The organism is Clostridium sp. UBA1652, from assembly GCF_002320975.1.
In the GTDB taxonomy this organism is placed as follows: Bacteria; Bacillota; Clostridia; order Clostridiales; family Clostridiaceae; genus Clostridium_T; species Clostridium_T intestinale.
Map to the genome: position 1 here is coordinate 31,704 of NZ_DCLI01000084.1, position 18,061 is coordinate 49,764.

General features: G+C 29.2%; 17 protein-coding genes. 14 read left to right on the forward strand and 3 right to left on the reverse strand.

The window, feature by feature from the left end; translation table 11 throughout:
* Positions 1-60: 60 nt before the first annotated feature.
* A complete protein-coding gene (locus tag B3N22_RS17550; RefSeq protein WP_073022532.1) occupies positions 61-1,185 on the reverse strand; it encodes a glycosyltransferase family 4 protein in 1,125 nt (374 codons plus the stop codon).
* Positions 1,186-1,291: 106 nt separating this feature from the next.
* Between B3N22_RS17550 and B3N22_RS17555 the strand changes: the two genes are divergently transcribed.
* The 13 genes from B3N22_RS17555 to rho all read left to right on the forward strand — a co-directional run bounded on the left by B3N22_RS17555 (position 1,292) and on the right by rho (position 15,731).
* Entirely contained in the window at positions 1,292-2,296 is a 1,005-nt protein-coding gene (locus B3N22_RS17555; protein ID WP_286909077.1) for a CotS family spore coat protein, read from the forward strand.
* A 111-nt stretch (positions 2,297-2,407) separates the two neighbouring features.
* On the forward strand, positions 2,408-3,268 hold the full coding sequence (yabG, locus tag B3N22_RS17560) for a sporulation peptidase YabG (RefSeq protein WP_073022530.1): 861 nt from the start codon (positions 2,408-2,410) through the stop codon (positions 3,266-3,268).
* A gap of 58 nt (positions 3,269-3,326) precedes the next feature.
* Positions 3,327-3,563: a Veg family protein gene (locus B3N22_RS17565; RefSeq protein WP_073022563.1), complete on the forward strand. Its 237-nt coding sequence runs from the start codon at positions 3,327-3,329 to the stop codon at positions 3,561-3,563.
* Between the two features lie 345 nt (positions 3,564-3,908).
* Complete coding sequence (locus tag B3N22_RS17570; RefSeq protein ID WP_021800455.1) at positions 3,909-4,145, forward strand: Veg family protein; 237 nt, start codon at positions 3,909-3,911, stop codon at positions 4,143-4,145.
* Between the two features lie 328 nt (positions 4,146-4,473).
* Positions 4,474-6,039, forward strand: coding sequence for a DUF3794 and LysM peptidoglycan-binding domain-containing protein (locus tag B3N22_RS17575; RefSeq protein WP_286909080.1), 1,566 nt, complete (start codon positions 4,474-4,476; stop codon positions 6,037-6,039).
* A 137-nt stretch (positions 6,040-6,176) separates the two neighbouring features.
* Positions 6,177-7,004: a cyanophycinase gene (locus B3N22_RS17580; RefSeq protein ID WP_073022528.1), complete on the forward strand. Its 828-nt coding sequence runs from the start codon at positions 6,177-6,179 to the stop codon at positions 7,002-7,004.
* Positions 6,991-9,603, forward strand: coding sequence for a cyanophycin synthetase (gene cphA / locus B3N22_RS17585; protein WP_286909082.1), 2,613 nt, complete (start codon positions 6,991-6,993; stop codon positions 9,601-9,603). The genes B3N22_RS17580 and cphA overlap by 14 nt, the downstream gene beginning before the upstream one ends.
* Positions 9,604-9,771: 168 nt before the next feature.
* The gene (ispE, locus tag B3N22_RS17590; RefSeq protein ID WP_286909085.1) at positions 9,772-10,617 is read left to right on the forward strand and encodes a 4-(cytidine 5'-diphospho)-2-C-methyl-D-erythritol kinase; all 846 of its coding nucleotides are present in this window, start codon (positions 9,772-9,774) and stop codon (positions 10,615-10,617) included.
* A 58-nt stretch (positions 10,618-10,675) separates the two neighbouring features.
* The gene (spoIIR, locus tag B3N22_RS17595) at positions 10,676-11,317 is read left to right on the forward strand and encodes a stage II sporulation protein R (protein ID WP_286909087.1); all 642 of its coding nucleotides are present in this window, start codon (positions 10,676-10,678) and stop codon (positions 11,315-11,317) included.
* A 136-nt stretch (positions 11,318-11,453) separates the two neighbouring features.
* On the forward strand, positions 11,454-11,876 hold the full coding sequence (locus B3N22_RS17600) for a YwiB family protein (protein ID WP_021800461.1): 423 nt from the start codon (positions 11,454-11,456) through the stop codon (positions 11,874-11,876).
* A gap of 125 nt (positions 11,877-12,001) precedes the next feature.
* Positions 12,002-12,295 (forward strand): hypothetical protein, encoded by a 294-nt coding sequence (locus B3N22_RS17605; protein ID WP_286909089.1) that lies wholly within the window; start codon positions 12,002-12,004, stop codon positions 12,293-12,295.
* Between the two features lie 163 nt (positions 12,296-12,458).
* Positions 12,459-14,066: a CTP synthase gene (locus B3N22_RS17610; protein WP_073022522.1), complete on the forward strand. Its 1,608-nt coding sequence runs from the start codon at positions 12,459-12,461 to the stop codon at positions 14,064-14,066.
* Positions 14,067-14,291: 225 nt separating this feature from the next.
* On the forward strand, positions 14,292-15,731 hold the full coding sequence (gene rho, locus B3N22_RS17615) for a transcription termination factor Rho (protein ID WP_286909092.1): 1,440 nt from the start codon (positions 14,292-14,294) through the stop codon (positions 15,729-15,731).
* Here the strand turns inward: rho and B3N22_RS17620 are convergent.
* Both B3N22_RS17620 and rpmE read right to left on the reverse strand, forming a co-directional pair.
* A complete protein-coding gene (locus B3N22_RS17620) occupies positions 15,728-16,849 on the reverse strand; it encodes an MGDG synthase family glycosyltransferase (RefSeq protein WP_286909094.1) in 1,122 nt (373 codons plus the stop codon). The two genes, rho and B3N22_RS17620, sit on opposite strands and share 4 nt — an antisense overlap.
* A gap of 218 nt (positions 16,850-17,067) precedes the next feature.
* Positions 17,068-17,274 carry a 50S ribosomal protein L31 gene (gene rpmE, locus B3N22_RS17625; RefSeq protein ID WP_021800466.1) on the reverse strand — a complete coding sequence of 69 codons (207 nt, stop codon included), beginning with the start codon at positions 17,272-17,274 and terminating at the stop codon, positions 17,068-17,070.
* A 183-nt stretch (positions 17,275-17,457) separates the two neighbouring features.
* Between rpmE and B3N22_RS17630 the strand changes: the two genes are divergently transcribed.
* Complete coding sequence (locus tag B3N22_RS17630) at positions 17,458-18,057, forward strand: thymidine kinase (protein WP_286909096.1); 600 nt, start codon at positions 17,458-17,460, stop codon at positions 18,055-18,057.
* Positions 18,058-18,061 lie beyond the last annotated feature (4 nt).

Consider the following 18,061-nt stretch of genomic DNA (forward strand, 5'->3'; position numbering starts at 1 on the left):
AAGTTTAGTATTAAACTCTTATTTTATATGGCATTAAGATATATAATACACTCTTTATAATTATCTTATTTTATTTATAAATTTATAAGCTGATAGTGTGTCTAAGGCAGTTTTATTCCAATTATATATTTTGTTTCTTTCAATGCCTTCAACTGTAAGTTTTATCTTTAAATCTATATTTGTTAATATGCTATACATAGCATTCATAATCGCATATACATCCTTAGGATTAATTAAAAGTGCAGAGTTTCCTAATATCTCAGGGATAGAAGTGCAGTTAGAGGCTATAACAGGGGTACCACACGCCATTGCTTCAAGTGGAGGTAATCCAAAGCCTTCATAAAATGAAGGATAAACTAGAGTCTCACAAGCATTATAAAAAACAGGCATATGTTCAAGTGGGATAAACCCAGGAAAGATAACTTGATCTTCTATTCCAAGTTCAAGGGCTCTATTTTTGTATTTCTCGTAAGAAATACCTTGTTTACCAACAATAACAAGTTTTAAATCTTGGGTATATATGCCTTTTAGTAATGAGAATGCTTCAATGAGACCAGTTATATTTTTTCTAGGGCTAAAACCACCAACATATAATATGAAATTACTATCTATTGAATAATTTGATCTTAAGAATTTTTTACATTTAATTTTATCCATAGGTTTATATATATTTTCAGCTGCTAAATGGGTTACAAAAATTTTATCTTTAGGATAATTAAATTCTTTAGAAATATCATCTTTTGAGAAGTTAGACACAGTAATAATTCCTTGTACTCCATCAATGATTTTTTTCATATCATTATTAAATATCCTTAGATACCTATCACTTACTGTTTCAGGCATTCTAAGAGGGATTATATCATGAAGGGTAATTATTGAGGAACTGTCTAAATTATTTGGTAAACCTACTCCATTTTGAGGGACATGATAAATATCTAAATTTTCATCTTTAAGGATATTTGGTAGAGAGACCTCTTCCCAAAAGTTTTCTTGGGTATCATGAACTGTATTGATAAATTTAAAGTTGCTATTAAGATTATCTAAATTTGAATTATTAGGAAGAAAGAGTGAATAATCATTGATCTTGTCAACTAAATTTAGGTTATATATTAGTTGATAGGTGTATGTGCCGATTCCAGTACCTCTATACCATTTAGCAGCTCTACCATCTATACCAATATGCATTATTAAATCCTTTCGCAGTAGTTATAATTTATTATATTAACTTCTTTTGATAATTGTTAATAATTGTTAGCGATAGCACATATAAATATTTAGGGGGTGATTAAGTATGATGAGGGAATCAGAAATTGAAAGACAGTTTGGTATAAGGATAGAAAGCATTAAACCCAATAAAGGGATATACCATCTAAAAACAGATAAAGGTGAAAAGTGCTTAAAAAAAATTAATTATGGAATTCAAAAACTTTTATTTGTATATGGTGCAAAGGAATATATTATTAATAAAGGTTATCAAAATGTAGATAGATATTTTTTGAATATTGACGGAGAACCTTATGCACTAGTTAATGAAGATATATATACTTTATCTGAGTGGATAGAGGGAAAGGAATGTGATTTTCATAAATTAGATGAGGTTATAATCGCAGCAAAAGAATTGGCAAGACTACATGAAATCAGTAAGGGGTATGATCCTCCAGAAAACAGTAAATTAAAAACTGATTTAGGAAGATGGCCTAATCTTATGGAAAAAAGGATAAGGGCATTAGATAAAATGAGAGACATGGCTAGGAAAAAAAGTAACAAAGGAACTTTCGATTTAAATTATATTAAAACTGTAGAATTTTATAAAGAATTAGGTAAAAGAGCGCTTTCAGTATTGAAGAACTCTAATTATTTAGAGATATGTAATATTACAGAACAGGAAAAGAGTTTTTGCCATCATGACTATACTTATCACAATATAATTTTAGACAAAGATAATAATGTGAATATAATTGATTTTGATTATTGTAAAAGAGAAGTAAGATCATATGATATATCCAATTTTATGATAAAGGTACTAAAGAGGGTTGGGTGGAATGCGGATTATGCTAAGGAAATACTTAAGGCGTATGATTCTATTTCCAAGATTAAAGAAGAGGAATATAGTATTATATATGCATATCTATTATTTCCGCAAAGATATTGGAGATTAGCTAATCGTTATTATTATAATGAGGTTAATTGGGGACAAGTTACTTTTGGTAATAAACTAGAGTCATTGGGTAAAGAGAAAGATGATTATTTAAAATTTATTGATGAATTTAAAGAAGCGTATAATTTAAAAGAATAATTTATCAAAGAGTAAGAGCTGAACCTCTTACTCTATTCTTTTGTATTATAAAGCACACAATATGGGTTTCGGCATATTATAGTATATATCAGTATTTATGAGGAGATAAATATGGGAATAGGTGATATTGTAGTTAGGAAGTCATATGGAAAAGATATTACTTTTAAAATAATTGATATAAAAGAAAATGAGGACGGAGTAGTTTATGTTTTAAAAGGCATAAATATAAGAATTATAGCTGACGCATCTATCGATGACTTAGAACATGTAAATGACGAGTTTCAAGGAGAGAAAGACAAGATACTTAATGCTAGGGTCAATCAAGCAATAAAAAAGGCTATAACCTCCAGAGATGGCGCTTATAGAATTACAAAGTCTCCCAAAATCATACAAGAAAAAGAGTTGATGTTTGGGAGGCCTGGAAAAGTTCTGCACATAGATGGGGATAGTGTTTATATGGAAAATTGTTTAAAAGTATATAAACAGTTAAATCTTGATGCGGTAGGAAAAGCGATAGTTGAAAAAGAACAGCCTATACAGGTAGTAGAACTGGTGAAAGAAATAAAGCCAGATATAGTGGTATTAACTGGGCATGATGGTGTATTAAAAAATTCAAAAGATTATTTAGATTTAAATAACTACAGGAATTCTAAATACTATATTGAATCAGTAAAGGCACTTAGAAATTTTAATACTAGTTATGATGAATTAGTGATTTTTGCAGGTGCTTGCCAATCTTGTTATGAAAGTATATTAGATGCAGGAGCAAATTTTGCATCTTCACCAAGTCGAGTATTGATTCATTGTTTGGATCCTGTATTTGTATGCGAAAAAATAGCTTATACAAGAATAGATAAGGTAGTTTCTATTACTGACGTAATAGAAAATACTATAACCGGTATAAAGGGGATAGGAGGATTACAGACAAGAGGTAAATACAGAGAAGGATATCCTAAATCACCCTATGTATAATATTAGAAATATTTAAAACTAATTTTGCTAGTAATAAAATACAAGGAGGATGTGAGTGTTGGAGAAAAATACGACGATTGCGTCTATAAAGAAATATCTAGAAGCGCACATTGGAGAAAAAGTTACATTAAAAGCTAACGGAGGGAGAAAGAAAATTTTTGTTGATAGTGGAGTACTTGAAGGAGTATATCCAAGTATTTTTGTCGTTAGACTAGAAACTGGAGCACAAAGGACTGTGACATATAGTTATTCAGATATATTAACAAAAACCGTCCAATTGTATTTTGGAGGATAAACTTCGATTTAAAAATCGAAGTTCTTATTTTTTATAAATAAAAGTTTCAAATAGATAAATCAATAATATTTACTAAATATAAATAATAATTAATTATATGGATATACTACTATAGAACTCATACTAAGAATTAAAATATTGCTGTATACATTATAAATAAATACCAGTGTAAAATTAAAATTTATTTGTATGTTAAGCAACAAATTATAAAAAAATATAAGATTAAATTTTTGGAATTTAAAAATTAGATTGACAAGTTGGAGTAAATAGTGATAAAATTAAAATTTTAATTTGACAATTATGAGGTTTTGAGGTAAAATATATAATGGAAAGAGGGTGTTTAATTTGGAAAAGAATAGAACCTTAGCTTCCATAAAAAGAGACCTTGAAGGCCATGTAGGTGAAAAAGTAACCTTAAGGGCTAACGGTGGAAGAAAAAAGATCCTAGTAAATAATGGAGTACTTGAAGGAGTATACCCTAGTATTTTCGTTGTAAGATTAGAAAGTGACACCCAAAGGACAGTGACATATAGTTATTCAGATGTTTTGACAAAGACAGTTCAATTATACTTTGCAGGATAAACTTCGATTAAAAAAATCGAAGTTTTTTTATTGTATAAAAAAAAGAAAGATGGTGGGTTTCCATCTTTCAACTATGGTATAAAAGGGTATTGAGAATTTATGAGAGGTTATATGGTCAATAACCTCTTTTATAATACGACATTTTAATTACCATGTCAATAACTTTTGAGAAAAAAACTTAATATTATATATGTTTCGACAAAATTAATAAAATATATGTTTAAATATGTCGTAATAATTATTTTAAATACGGTATAAAGTATTCATATATTATAGGAAAGAAAGTATAAATAGTATTAGGTATTTTGTATTTTATGGGAGGGATATGATGTCACAGATAGATGTTATAAGAGAAAGTGTAGAGTATGAGCAATTACTTAGAGAAGATACTAATGAATTACCATTAAGAGGAGAGTTTTTAATTCCAGATACGCATCCGGATGTCCAGGAGATTATTTCAGTGGATGCAAAGACTATAATAAATAGCAAAGAATCTATGGGAGATAAAATTTCAATTGACGGAACTATAGAATATCTAGTTTTATATTTAGCAAGAGAAGAAGATGGGGTAGTTGTAAATAGTGTTTCTTATAGCGATAGGTTTAATAGCTATATTGAAGCGCTAGATTCAGAACATAGAGTTTCCTGTGAAGCAAATTGTATAATTGAACATATTGAAGGTAAGATAATCAATGAAAGAAAAGTAGCTATAGAAGGAAATTTAATGATAAAGAGTCAATGTTACAAAAATTCACACCTAGATTTTTTAAAAGATGTTACGGGATTAAAAGATGTACAAATATTAAAGAGTAAAGAAACTATTGATAAAATATCTGCAAAAAAAGAACTTGAGATATCAGGTAAAGGAACTTTGGTAGTAGGTATGGATAAACCTCAAATAGGAAAAATATTGAAAGCTTCTATAAATATTCATAAAAAAGACGTTAAACTTTATGAAGATAGAGTTGGAACCTCATGTTTTTGTAAAGTTGATATATTATATAGAGCTGCTGATGGAAGAGAATTAGTGACTTTAGAAGATGATATATATATAAATAGAGAAGAAGAGGTTATAGGAGTTACGTCTGATATGATTGCTTATGCTGATTTTAATATGGTAAGCAATGACGTACAAATAAGAGAAGATGATTTAGGTGAAACAAGAAATGTAGACTTCAATGTACTTACAAGAGTAGATTTAAAAGTAGTACAAAAAGAAGAAGTAGATTTTATTAAGGATGCATATTCACCTTCTACTAAAATAGAATTAAGTACAGATGAGGCAAAGATAGGTATAGTGCAAGGGCAAGAAATGGGAGAAGTTATAGTTAAAGATAATATAACACTAACTGAAGATATGCCAGAGCCTGTGAGTATAATATCTACAAAAGGAAATGTACTAATAACTAATAATGAGGTTACAGATGGGAAAATTTTAATTGAAGGAATTGTAAAAGCAGAAGTAATATATAAAACTGATAGCATGGAGAAAGAGGTTATTAAGATAAAGGGAGAGATACCTTTTAAGACTTCTCTAGATATTGCTAATGCACTTAAAGAAATGAAAGGTATAGTTAATGCTTTTATTGAGAATATTCAAGCGTCGATAGAAGGTGCAACTATAGCTATAAAAGCTACAGTTTCCACAGTGGGAAAGGTAATATATAATGCTTCTAAGAAGTGGGTTTCTGCGCTAGAAATGGTAGAAGATGAACTTCAAAAAAAAGTTGCTAGTATAATAATATATGTTATACAAGCTGGAGATACATTATGGTCATTAGCTAAAAAATATTCAACAACAGTTATGGATTTGGTAAAACTAAATGACTTGGATGAGAAAGAAACTTTAAAACCTGGATGTAAGTTGCTGATTCCTGGAAGAGCTGTAATATAAAATGTTATGAAAGAAGACTTGGCTGTTTAGCTAAGTCTTTTTATGTTATCTAATCACTTAAAGATTGAGACATAAAATAATGAATAATTATGTAAATTCATGGATACAATAGAAATGCATGATTTGAGGTGATTTTTTTGGATAACTATTGTGATGGAAAACTAATAATTATAGGAGGAGCTGAAGATAAAGAAGGAAGAAAAGAAATATTAAAAAATGTATCATTAGAACTTAAAAATAAATCTAAAGCTTTAACAATAGCAACCTTAGCAACAGAGTATCCTAAAGAGGCATGGGATAAATATAAAAAAGTTTTTTCTGAACTAGGCGTAAAAAATCTTAAAGTTTTAGATGTAAGTAATAGAAAAGATTCTTTTGATGAAAATAATTTAAATATAGTAAGGGATTCATCCATAATATTTTTCACAGGAGGAGACCAACTTAGAATAACAAGTTTAGTTGGAGGTACTCCTTTATTTGACGAGTTTAACAAGGCTTTTCAAGAAGGATGCGTTTTGGTTGGTACATCAGCGGGTGCCTCTATAATGAGTAGCACAATGATTGTCAAAGGAGATGATGAAAAATCTCCAAGAAAATGCACTTTAAAAATGGCGCCTGGTTTTGGATTTATTAAAAAAGTTATAATAGATCAACATTTTGCACAAAGAGGTAGAATAGGAAGATTGTTAGCAGGTATAGCTCAAAATCCGGAAACTTTGGGAATAGGAATAGATGAAGATACAGCCATAGTTGTTGATAAAAATGAGATTAAGGTTATTGGAAATGGTGCGGTTTATTTTCTTGATGGTGCAGATTTAACTTTTTCAAATGTATCAGAAAAATATCAGGAAGAGATTTTAAGTATGTATAATGTTAAGATGCATATTTTAACTGCAGGAAACAGATTTGATTTGCAAAAGAGAGTACCTTTTGAGGAGGAAATTACTAGAAATGAAAATAGTTAGTCAAAGAGTATATGAAGGGAAAAATATATACTCTCATAAAAAATGCATTAGAATGGATTTAGATTTAGAAGGTTACTGTGAAATTCCAAGCAAAGATATACCTAATTTCAATTTTAATTTGTTAAAAATATTACCAGAACTTTATAAACATAGATGTGGAATAGACGAAGATAGCGGATTTGTAAAACGTCTTAATGAAGGAACTTACTTAGCACATATATGTGAGCATTGTATAATTGCTATTCAAAATATGCTTAATATAGATGTTGCGTATGGTAAAGCTAGAGAAGTTAAAGAAGATCACTACTATATAATATTTCAGTATCAATATAAGAATGTAGCTTTAGAATGTGCTAAACTAGCAATTGACTTAATTAATTCTTTAATAAATCAGGTGCCGATAAAATTCTCACAAAGATTTGACCTAATAAAGAATATGATTAAAGATGAAGCGGAAGGACCAAGTACAAAAGCAATATGTGACTATGCTAGAAAAATTGGATTACCAGTTGTGAAGCTAGGAGAAAGTGGAATGTATCAAATAGGATATGGCTCTGCTGGTAGAATAATAGAAGCTACTATAGGGAGCGATACATCTTGTGTTGCTACGGATATAGCGTGTGATAAATTACTGACTAAAACTTTGCTTAAATACCAATATATTCCTGTGGCTAATGGATATAAAGTTAGTAGTGTAATGCAATTGATAAATTATAGTAAAGAATTAAGATATCCTCTAGTTCTAAAACCACAATATGGAAGTAAGGGGAAGGGTGTAGTATTAAATATTAACGATGATAAAGAGCTTATAAATGCATTTAAAAGACTAAAGGAACAAACTGAAGATATACTTTTAGAGAAATATATATGCGGAAAAGATTACAGAGTATTAATTGTTGATGGCAAAGTGATTGCGGCTTCTCTTAGGGTTCCGCCTTTTATAGAGGGGGATGGAAAGAGGAGTGTAAGGGAACTTATATACAATGCTAATAAAGATCCAAATAGAGGGGAAGATCATGAAAAACCATTAACAAAGATAAAAATTGATGAACAACTCTTATCTTTATTAATTAAAGAAAATTTAACTTTAAATAGTATAATTGAAAAAAATAAGAGATTATATCTTAGAGAGAATGCAAATCTTTCTACGGGAGGATATGCAATAGATTGTACAGATATTATTTGTGAAGAAAATAAAGACATAGCCATTAGGGCGGCTAAAGCAGTTGGATTAGATATATGTGGAGTAGATATATGTACAGAAGATATAAGTAAGCCGTTAGGTGATACTGGCATAGTAATGGAGGTAAACGCAGCTCCAGGTATAAGAATGCATTGCTATCCTACTGAAGGTAAAGTAGTTGATGTAGCTAAACCTATAGTTAATCTTTTGTATAATGATAACCCTAAAAATATTCCAGTTATTTCAGTTACAGGTACTAACGGTAAAACTACTACTACTAGATTAATTGCTTATATTTTCAATCTTATAGGATATAAGGTTGGAATGACATCAACGGATGGAATCTTTGTTGGAGATAAGTGTATAGATACGGGCGATGATACCGGTGCAGAAAGTGCAAAAACAATTTTCTTAAATAAAGATGTTGAAGTAGCAGTATTAGAGACAGCTAGAGGTGGAATAATAAGAAAAGGACTAGCTTATGATTTTGCTGATGTTGGTATAATAACTAATATAACTGAAGATCATTTGGGTTTGGATGGTATTAATTCTATGGAGGAATTAATGTTTGTAAAATCCTTAGTAGTAGAAGAAATTAGAGAGGGTGGCTATGCTGTTATAAATGCAGATGACTACTGGAGTTTGAAGGCATTGTCTAGAATAAAGAGCAAGAAAGTATTTTTCTCCTTTGATAAGGATAATAGATATATTATTGAAAATATATCTAATGGAGGGATTGCTATCTATTTAGATGAAAACAATCTTATGGTTACAAATAATAATAAAACTTATAAGATATGCGCGATTGATAAAATAGGAATATCATTAGATGGGAAGTTAAAATATAATATAGGTAATGCCATGGCAGCTGTAGGTGCATTGGTAGCGATGAATGTAGACTATTGTATTATAGCTAAAGGATTAGAGAGTTTTAAAAGTGACGAAAAAACAAACAGAGGAAGGTTTAATCAATTTGAGATTAATGGAGTAAATGTAATTTTAGATTACGGCCATAACTACCAAGGTTATAAATCTGTAATATCATCTTTAGTAGATATGAAAGTTGGAAATTTAATTGGAGTAATTGGAGTTCCGGGAGATAGAGAGGATAGTTCCTCTATTAAAATAGCAGAGCTATGTGGAGAATATTTTGATAAAGTGTTTATAAAAGAAGATAAAGACAAACGTGGAAGAAAAGAAAGAGAAGTAGCTGAGATATTAGAGAGAGGAGTGTTAAAAACTATTAAGGAAAAAAACAATGTAAAAGTTGTCTTAGATGAATTAGAAGCACTAAGAGAAGCTTTGAATATTGCTCAAAAAGGCGACTTAATAGTAGTATTCTATGAAAAATTTGATAGATTATTTAATTATTTAAAATCCTCTCAAGGAGTATTAAAGGAAGTTGCAGTACAATAATATAAAATTAATTTTGAAACTCAACAAAAGTTGGGTTTCTTATTTTTAATATAGAATGTATAATGATTTATGCGTAATGACATTTATATTATTATTTAATATCTTTACAAGATAAATATATTAAATAATAATATAAATAGTGATTTGAAGTTGAAAGGAATAGATTTTATGAAAATTAAGGCCTATGGCAAAATCAATATTGCGTTAGAGGTAGTAGGTAAAAGGGAAGATGGATATCATCTTTTAAGAATGATAATGCAAAATATTGATTTATATGATTTGATAGAACTAAATGAAAAAAGAAGCAACGATATTACAATAGAGTGTAATAAGCCTTACGTTCCAAAAGATGATAGAAACCTTGCGTATAAAGCTGCTAGATTATTTATGGATACATATAAAATTAATAGAGGAATACATATTGATATAGTTAAAAACATACCGGTTGCTGCTGGTTTAGCAGGCGGAAGTACAAACGCTGCTGCTGTACTTAAAGCGCTAAATGAAATGTTCGATGTAGGGGCTAGCGAACAGGATTTAATGGATCTTGGAGTGAAACTTGGGGCTGATATACCATATTGTATTAAAGGTGGCACATGTTTGTGTGAGGGAATTGGAGAAAAAATATCCGAACTCAAATCCTTTAAGGATAAAATACTAGTTTTAGTTAAACCACCCTTTGGAGTTTCAACAAAAGACGTATATGGAGCTATAGATATAAATAAGATATTTAAAAAAGTTTTAGTAAATGAACTAATTGAAGCAATTGAGAAAGATGACTTGCTATTTGTAACGAAAAACATGAAAAACCATCTTGAGAATGTTACATTGAGAAGGCATCCACTTATTATAAAAATAAAAGAAGATATGATAAAAATGGGATCAATAGGATCTATGATGAGTGGAAGTGGTCCTACAGTTTTTGGTTTTTTTGATGATATGCTTAAAGCTCAAAGTTGTTATGAAAGAATGAAAAAGCAATTTAATGATGTATTTATAACAAGAACTATATAAATATGTGTATAAAATAAATTTCTTCTGTCAACAATTCAAGATACAGGAGGTTGATAGAATGAAAAAAATATTTTGTTTTTTATTAGGGATAATAGCAATAGTTAATTTATATTTTTTTGTTGGTGCTAAACAGGTAAAGTCAGATGAAGAAATTGTTAAGGATATAAGTGAAAAATTAATTAGGTTCCATGTTATAGCTAACAGTGATGAAGAGACTGATCAACAGCTGAAAATTAAAGTTAAGGATAATATAATAAATTATATTTTTCCAAAATTAAAAGATTCTAAATCAATAGATGAGTCAAGAGAGATTTTGCGTAATAACAACAAGCAAATACTTAAAATAGCTGAGAAAACCATAAAGGAAAATGGATACAACTATACTGTCAATTCAACTTTGGATAGAGAAAATTTTCCGGAAAAAAATTATGGAAATATAACATTGCCGCAAGGTGAATATGAAGCTTATAGAGTAATAATAGGAAGTGGACAAGGCAAGAATTGGTGGTGTGTAATGTTTCCTCCGCTATGTTTCGTAGATGTTACTAAGGGACAAGTCTCAGATAAAGAAACTGAGGAGACAATGAAAAGAGTTTTAGATGATGACGAATATACTGAAATATCTAATAAAAATGACAAGAATAAGATAAAAATAAAATTTAAAATAGTTGAAATTATAAAAGATTTGATAGATAAATAAATATATTGATTAAAGTTTACAAAATACTTAAAATAAAGATATAAAATTAATTAGCAAAAAGCTAGGAGTTTAATGTAAATTAAGCCAGCAAGACGCTAGAGATTTGAGTTTTATACTTTATAAGGAGGCTGGTTTTGTGAAAAAGAAAGCAATAATATCAATAATATCAAATCAAAACTATGAAGATGATGATGTAATAGAGGTTGTAACTCCAGGTGAATTTTATATAAACAATGATGGCTATGAAGCTATATATGAAGAAACAGAGATATCTGGAATGGAAGGAACCACTACTAAGTTGAAAATTTTTGGAAATGAAATTTCTTTAGAACGAGAAGGAACTACTACTACTAAGATGGATTTCAAAAAAAATAATAACTATATTACCTTATATAATACGCCTTATGGAATGTTAGAACTGAAAATAAATACTAAAAATTTAAAAATTGATATGAGTGATGATGGGGGCGAAGTTCAGATTGATTATAATTTAAGTATATCTGGTCAACCACCACAGGAGACTCAATTAAAAATAAAAATAAATTCAACAGCTAATTAATTATACACTATTAAAAACTCGGTATAGCCGAGTTTTTATTTTTTCTCGAATAATAAATATTGATTATAATTATAGCAATAATAGGTAAGAATGATAATATAAGAACAAAGTATAGAGGTGGAAGAATGTATAATATCGAAGATAGATTATCGAACATAATTGAATATTTTTGTAAGGTAAATGGATTAAATAAGGATAGTCTCATTGCCTTTATTAAAAAGAGAGAAAATAGATATTTACTTCTTCTCATATTAAAAAAGTATGGGAATATAAACGATGAGAGAGTTAAAGAGTTATTAGGTATAAAAGATAGAAGTATTAATAATAATTTAAAGAGAGCAGAAGAGAAGATACTTATAAGTAAGAACTTTAGGGAGAAATATTTTCAAATTGATGGGATTATTAATAAAATAATTTAAAAAATAAAAAAAACACTGGATTAGGACATCAGTTTATGTTAATATATATTTTATGTTGTTAATAAACATAGTAAACCCATTTTATTGAAGGGTAATTTTTATTTTATCACTAAGAGTAATTACTGTCAATATATATTTATTAAAATAGGAGGAATTATTTTTTATGGCTACTAAATATGTATTCGTAACTGGTGGTGTAGTTTCATCATTAGGTAAAGGAATAACAGCAGCTTCGTTAGGAAGATTGTTAAAAAATAGAGGATTAAAGGTTGTAATTCAAAAATTTGATCCATATTTAAACGTGGATCCAGGAACAATGAGTCCATATCAACATGGAGAAGTTTTTGTAACTGATGATGGTGCAGAAACAGACTTAGATTTAGGTCATTATGAAAGATTTATAGATGAAAACCTATCACAAAGCTCTAATGTTACTACAGGTAGAGTATACTGGTCAGTTATATCTAAGGAAAGAAAAGGGGAGTATCTTGGAGGTACTGTTCAAGTTATACCACATATAACTAATGAGATAAAAAATAGAATACATAGAGTTTCAAAAGAAAGAGATGTTGATGTTGTAATAACAGAAATTGGTGGAACAGTTGGAGATATTGAATCTCAACCATTTTTGGAAGCAATAAGACAAATCAAATATGATGTAGGTAGAGAAAATGTATGTTTCATACATGTAACTTTAGTTCCATATTTAGGTAAGGCTGGAGAGCTTAAAACAAAGCCTACTCAACATTCTGTTAAAGAGTTAAGAAGTATAGGTATTCAGCCTGATATAATAGTATGTAGATCAGAAAAAGAGATATCTGAAGATTTAAAGAAGAAGATAGGTCTTTTCTGTAACATAGATGGAAGAAGTGTTATACAAAATTTAGATGCTGAAAACTTATATGAAGTTCCTCTAATGATGTATGAAGAAGGATTAGACACTTTAGTATGTGAGAAACTAAATATTGTACCTAACGAAATAGATAACAGTGAATGGGTATCTATGGTTAATAATATTAAAAATCTATCTAAAAAAGTGAAGATAGCACTTGTGGGAAAATACGTAGAGTTACATGATGCATATATATCTGTAGTAGAAGCATTAAGTCATGGTGGGTACGCAAATGATGCAGATGTGGAGATTAAGTGGATAAATGCTGTGGATTTAAATGATGAAAACATTGAAAGCCAATTAAAAGATGTAGATGGAGTATTAGTACCAGGTGGTTTTGGTGATAGAGGAATAGAAGGAAAGATAAAAGCTATACAATGGGCTAGAGAAAATAAGAAACCATTTTTAGGTATATGTCTAGGTATGCAATGTGCAGTTATAGAATTTGCTAGAAATGTTTTAGGATATAAAGATGCTAATTCATCTGAGATAGATCCAGAAACTCAATATCCTGTTATTGATTTAATGCCAGACCAAAAAGATATAGAAGATTTAGGTGGAACTATGAGATTAGGTTTATATCCATGTAAGTTAGAAATGGATTCATTCTCTAAAGAAGCTTATAACTCAGATTTAATATATGAAAGACACAGACATAGATATGAATTCAACAATGAATATAAGAAGGCTATAATTGATGCTGGAATGACTTTAGCAGGAACTAGCCCAGATGGAAGATTAGTAGAGGTTGTTGAGGTTAAGGATCATCCATGGTTTGTAGCTGTACAGTTCCATCCAGAATTGAAATCAAGACCTAATAGACCACATCCTTTGTTTAAAGATTTTATAAAAGCATCTGTAAATGAGGGAAAAAAGTAAAATAACAAGAAAATGCTTGAAAATGTACAGAAATTAACTCATAATATAAATGATATATTAAACGAGTAAAGTTTAACTTTACTCGTTTTCTTATTGGATTAAAAATACAAAAAAGTGGTATAATAATAAGATAAAAGTCTTAGTTAATAAATTCACGCCTTTATTATTAGAGATACTTCTCTAAAAAAATCCCCTTTTAAGATAGAAAAATGCGGAGGTGCAATGTTGTCAAAAGAAAAATATGAAAGTATGACTCTTATTGAGCTAAAGGAAATAGCTAAAGAGTTAGGTATAAAAAATTTGTCTAAAAAAAAGAAAAATGAAATAATAGAAGATATTCTATTAAATTCTCCAAATTTAATAGAAAAGGATGGAGTTATTTTAAGAGAAAAAATTACTCCTAAGGTAAGTGAACCAGAAGTCGTAAAAGAAGAAGTGAAAACTAATAGTACATTTAGGGATAATCAGGTGAGAGAACCTCAGTTTACAGAAAGAAGAGAAAGGTCAAGAGATAATATTGGAGAAGCTGCTAGCGATAAAGGCGTTCTAGAAATATTAGAAAATAATAACTTTGGTTTTTTAAGATGTAGAAATTATTTAACTGGTGATAACGACATATATATATCTCCATCTCAAATAAGAAGATTTAATCTTAGGACAGGGGATCAGGTAGAAGGTAAAGTGAGAGAACCTAAGGAAGGCGAAAAATTCAGAGCTTTAATATATGTAGAGAAGGTAAACGGAGATAATCCTGATAAGGCTGTTGGTAGAAAGTCTTTTGAAACATTAACACCTATATATCCTAAGGAAAGACTTAGGTTGGAGACTGGTAATCCAAATGATTTAAGTTCAAGACTTATGGATATTATTTCACCAGTTGGAAAGGGACAAAGAGGAATAATTGTAGCTCCTCCTAAGGCTGGTAAAACAACACTTCTTAAAAAAGTAGCTCAGAATATATCAGGCAATTATCCTGATGTTAAACTAATAGTATTACTAATTGATGAAAGACCAGAAGAAGTAACAGATATGCAAAGAAGTATTAATGGAGAGGTTATATACTCAACTTTTGATGAAGAACCTCAAAATCATGCTAAGGTTGCACAAATGGTTTTAGAAAGAGCCAAAAGAATGGTGGAACAAGGTCAGGATGTAGTTATATTATTAGATAGCATAACTAGGCTTGCGAGAGCGTATAACTTAACTATAAACCCTACAGGAAGAACTTTATCAGGTGGACTAGACCCGGGGGCATTAATAATGCCTAAGAAATTTTTTGGGGCGGCAAGAAATATAGAAGAGGGAGGAAGTCTTACTATATTAGCAACCGCTTTAATTGAAACGGGAAGTAGAATGGATGATATGATATTTGAAGAATTTAAGGGAACTGGTAATATGGAAGTTCACTTAGATAGAAGGCTTCAAGAAAGAAGAATATTCCCAGCTATAGATATATATAAATCTGGAACTAGAAAAGAAGATTTACTTTTAACTCCAGAAGAAAAAGAAGTTGCGTTCACAATTAGAAGAGTTATGTATAGAGATGGTAATATAGAAAGTATAGCTGAGAAGCTTATAAATATATTATCTAAAACAAAAAATAACAAAGAGTTTATGGCTGTATTCCAAAAAAGCGATTTAGATAACAAAAACACTAGAAATTAATTTCTAGTGTTTTTGTTATCTATTAGTTTTTCACTAAGAGAGCAGATGTTTTCTATTGATTGTGGTTTTTTAATTTTAGATATATTATCCTTCATGCTGTTCAATATATCTGGATTTTCTATAAGTAAATTAATGTTTGAATTTATATCTCGTATGTTTTTTACATACAATGCACAACCTGCTTTAGTTAAAAAAGATGTATTCTGAACTTCTTGTCCAGGTATTGCAAAAGGAATCATTATAGGTAACTGTTTTGCTAAGGATTCAGTAACAGTAAGACCTCCAGGTTTTGAGATTACTAAGTCACAATAATCCATAATTGAAGATACATCTTTAGTAAAGCCTAAAATATGAAGTTTTTTATTAGGTATGCTTTTTGAAGAATACTCACTTAAAAGTTTTGATTTTAGATGAGTATTGTTTCCGCATATCACTGTAATTCTAAGCTTGTTTTTATTTTTAATAAGTTCCTTGAGGACATGAGAAATACTGTCTAGCCCCATGCTTCCCCCCATCAACAAGATATTAAAATATTCTGAGTCCTTTGTTTCTAAAATACTAATATCTTTATTATAAAATATAGGATTTATAGGTATTCCATAAGGATATATTATATCTTTATCAATACCTCTTGCATATAAATACTCTTTTGTATATTCATTGGCAGTTATATAACTGTCAGTATATTTATCTATATAAGAATAATGAACCATAAAATCGGTAATTATCGATATAAAAGGTATATTAATTAAATTTTTTCTCTTTAAGTGAGTTACGATATTTACAGATAAAGGATGAGTACCTATTATTAAATCTGGTTTTGTATCAAGAATATAATTATATAGCTTTTTTTCAGTATTCCAAAATACATATTTTAATAATGTATTGGTGTACTTTTTATCTGTAACTTTATAAAGAAAGCCATAAAGGTCGGGAATTGTAGATGCTAAAAATTCATAACCTTTTGTAATGGTGCTATTTAAAAAAGTTGAATTACTTCTTAAAAAATCATAAGTTTCAACATCAAATCCTCTTGAGTTAAAGACTTCTTTTAAAGAATTAGCTGCTTGATTGTGACCTTGACCTGTGGATGTTGTTAAAATTAGTATTTTTCTCATTCAATTCACTCACTTTTCTAGATGGTAACGTTTCTATAAATAGTTTAACATTTTTTAAATTAAAGTAAATAATAAAAGTTAGAAATAGTTTTTATAAATTTAAGGTGGGAAAGAACCTGTCTTCCCCACCTTAAATTAAACATAATTCAAGGTGGAGAAAAAACTCCACCTGAATCATATCTGAACCTATCTAGAAATTAAAATCTAGATAAATTAAATTACTTGTTAAGATTGAATCTCTTATTAAATTTATCAACTCTTCCGCCAACGTCAACAATTTTTTGTTTTCCAGTGAAGAATGGATGACATTTAGAGCATATTTCTACTTTTAATTCTGGTTTAACAGAACCTGTTGTAAAAGTATTTCCACATGCACACTTAACAACTGCTTCATGAGTGTATTCTGGATGTATGCCTTCTCTCATTATATTCACCTCTTTCAAATTAAGTAAATTATAACACGTAACCTAATGTAACTATTAGAATATATCATGATAGATAGGAGTTGTCAATAAAACTTAAAGTAATAACCATAAAATATGTTTTTATAGAAGTTAAAGGTGTGATATAATCGAAAAAGAACGAAAGAAATGAGAGGAAGTATAGGGATGAGCAAGCTTTATTTTAGATATGGTGCTATGAATTCAGGGAAATCTACTCACTTAATGCAGGTGGCACATAATTATGAAGAAAGAGGTATGAGGGTTCTGATATTAAAACCCTCAAAAGATAAAAAAGCAGGTGAAAAACTTCTATCAAGATTAGGTGTTGAAAGAAAAGTAGATTTAATGATAGCTGATGAAGATAATATATGCACTTTATTAGAAGAAGAGAGAAAAGCAAATGGAGAAATTCATTGTATTTTAGTAGATGAAGTTCAGTTTTTAAAAAAAGAACATATCGATGGCCTTTTTGAAGTAGCTGTGACTATGAATATACCTGTAATATGTTATGGTTTAAGAACAGATTTTTTGATGAATGGCTTTGAAGGAAGTGAAAGATTACTATTAATTGCTCACTCAATAGAAGAGATGAAAACTATATGTAAATGTGGTAAAAAAGCTATATTAAATGGAAGAAAAATAAATGATAGATATGTTTTCGAAGGAGAGCAAATAGCAATAGACAATATAGATAATGTAGAATATGAGTCATTATGTGGAGAATGTTACTTAAAATATAAAAAGGAAGAAAAAAATAATTATTAAAGGA

What these genes read in the sequence shown, in the direction of transcription:
- B3N22_RS17550 (WP_073022532.1), bottom strand. Translation starts at nt 1,185, where the DNA reads ATGCATATTGGTATAGATGGTAGAGCTGCTAAATGGTATAGAGGTACT.
- B3N22_RS17555 (WP_286909077.1), top strand. Translation starts at nt 1,292, where the DNA reads ATGATGAGGGAATCAGAAATTGAAAGACAGTTTGGTATAAGGATAGAA.
- yabG (WP_073022530.1), top strand. Translation starts at nt 2,408, where the DNA reads ATGGGAATAGGTGATATTGTAGTTAGGAAGTCATATGGAAAAGATATT.
- B3N22_RS17575 (WP_286909080.1), top strand. Translation starts at nt 4,474, where the DNA reads ATGTCACAGATAGATGTTATAAGAGAAAGTGTAGAGTATGAGCAATTA.
- cphA (WP_286909082.1), top strand. Translation starts at nt 6,991, where the DNA reads ATGAAAATAGTTAGTCAAAGAGTATATGAAGGGAAAAATATATACTCT.
- ispE (WP_286909085.1), top strand. Translation starts at nt 9,772, where the DNA reads ATGAAAATTAAGGCCTATGGCAAAATCAATATTGCGTTAGAGGTAGTA.
- spoIIR (WP_286909087.1), top strand. Translation starts at nt 10,676, where the DNA reads ATGAAAAAAATATTTTGTTTTTTATTAGGGATAATAGCAATAGTTAAT.
- B3N22_RS17605 (WP_286909089.1), top strand. Translation starts at nt 12,002, where the DNA reads ATGTATAATATCGAAGATAGATTATCGAACATAATTGAATATTTTTGT.
- B3N22_RS17610 (WP_073022522.1), top strand. Translation starts at nt 12,459, where the DNA reads ATGGCTACTAAATATGTATTCGTAACTGGTGGTGTAGTTTCATCATTA.
- B3N22_RS17620 (WP_286909094.1), bottom strand. Translation starts at nt 16,849, where the DNA reads ATGAGAAAAATACTAATTTTAACAACATCCACAGGTCAAGGTCACAAT.
- rpmE (WP_021800466.1), bottom strand. Translation starts at nt 17,274, where the DNA reads ATGAGAGAAGGCATACATCCAGAATACACTCATGAAGCAGTTGTTAAG.
- B3N22_RS17630 (WP_286909096.1), top strand. Translation starts at nt 17,458, where the DNA reads ATGAGCAAGCTTTATTTTAGATATGGTGCTATGAATTCAGGGAAATCT.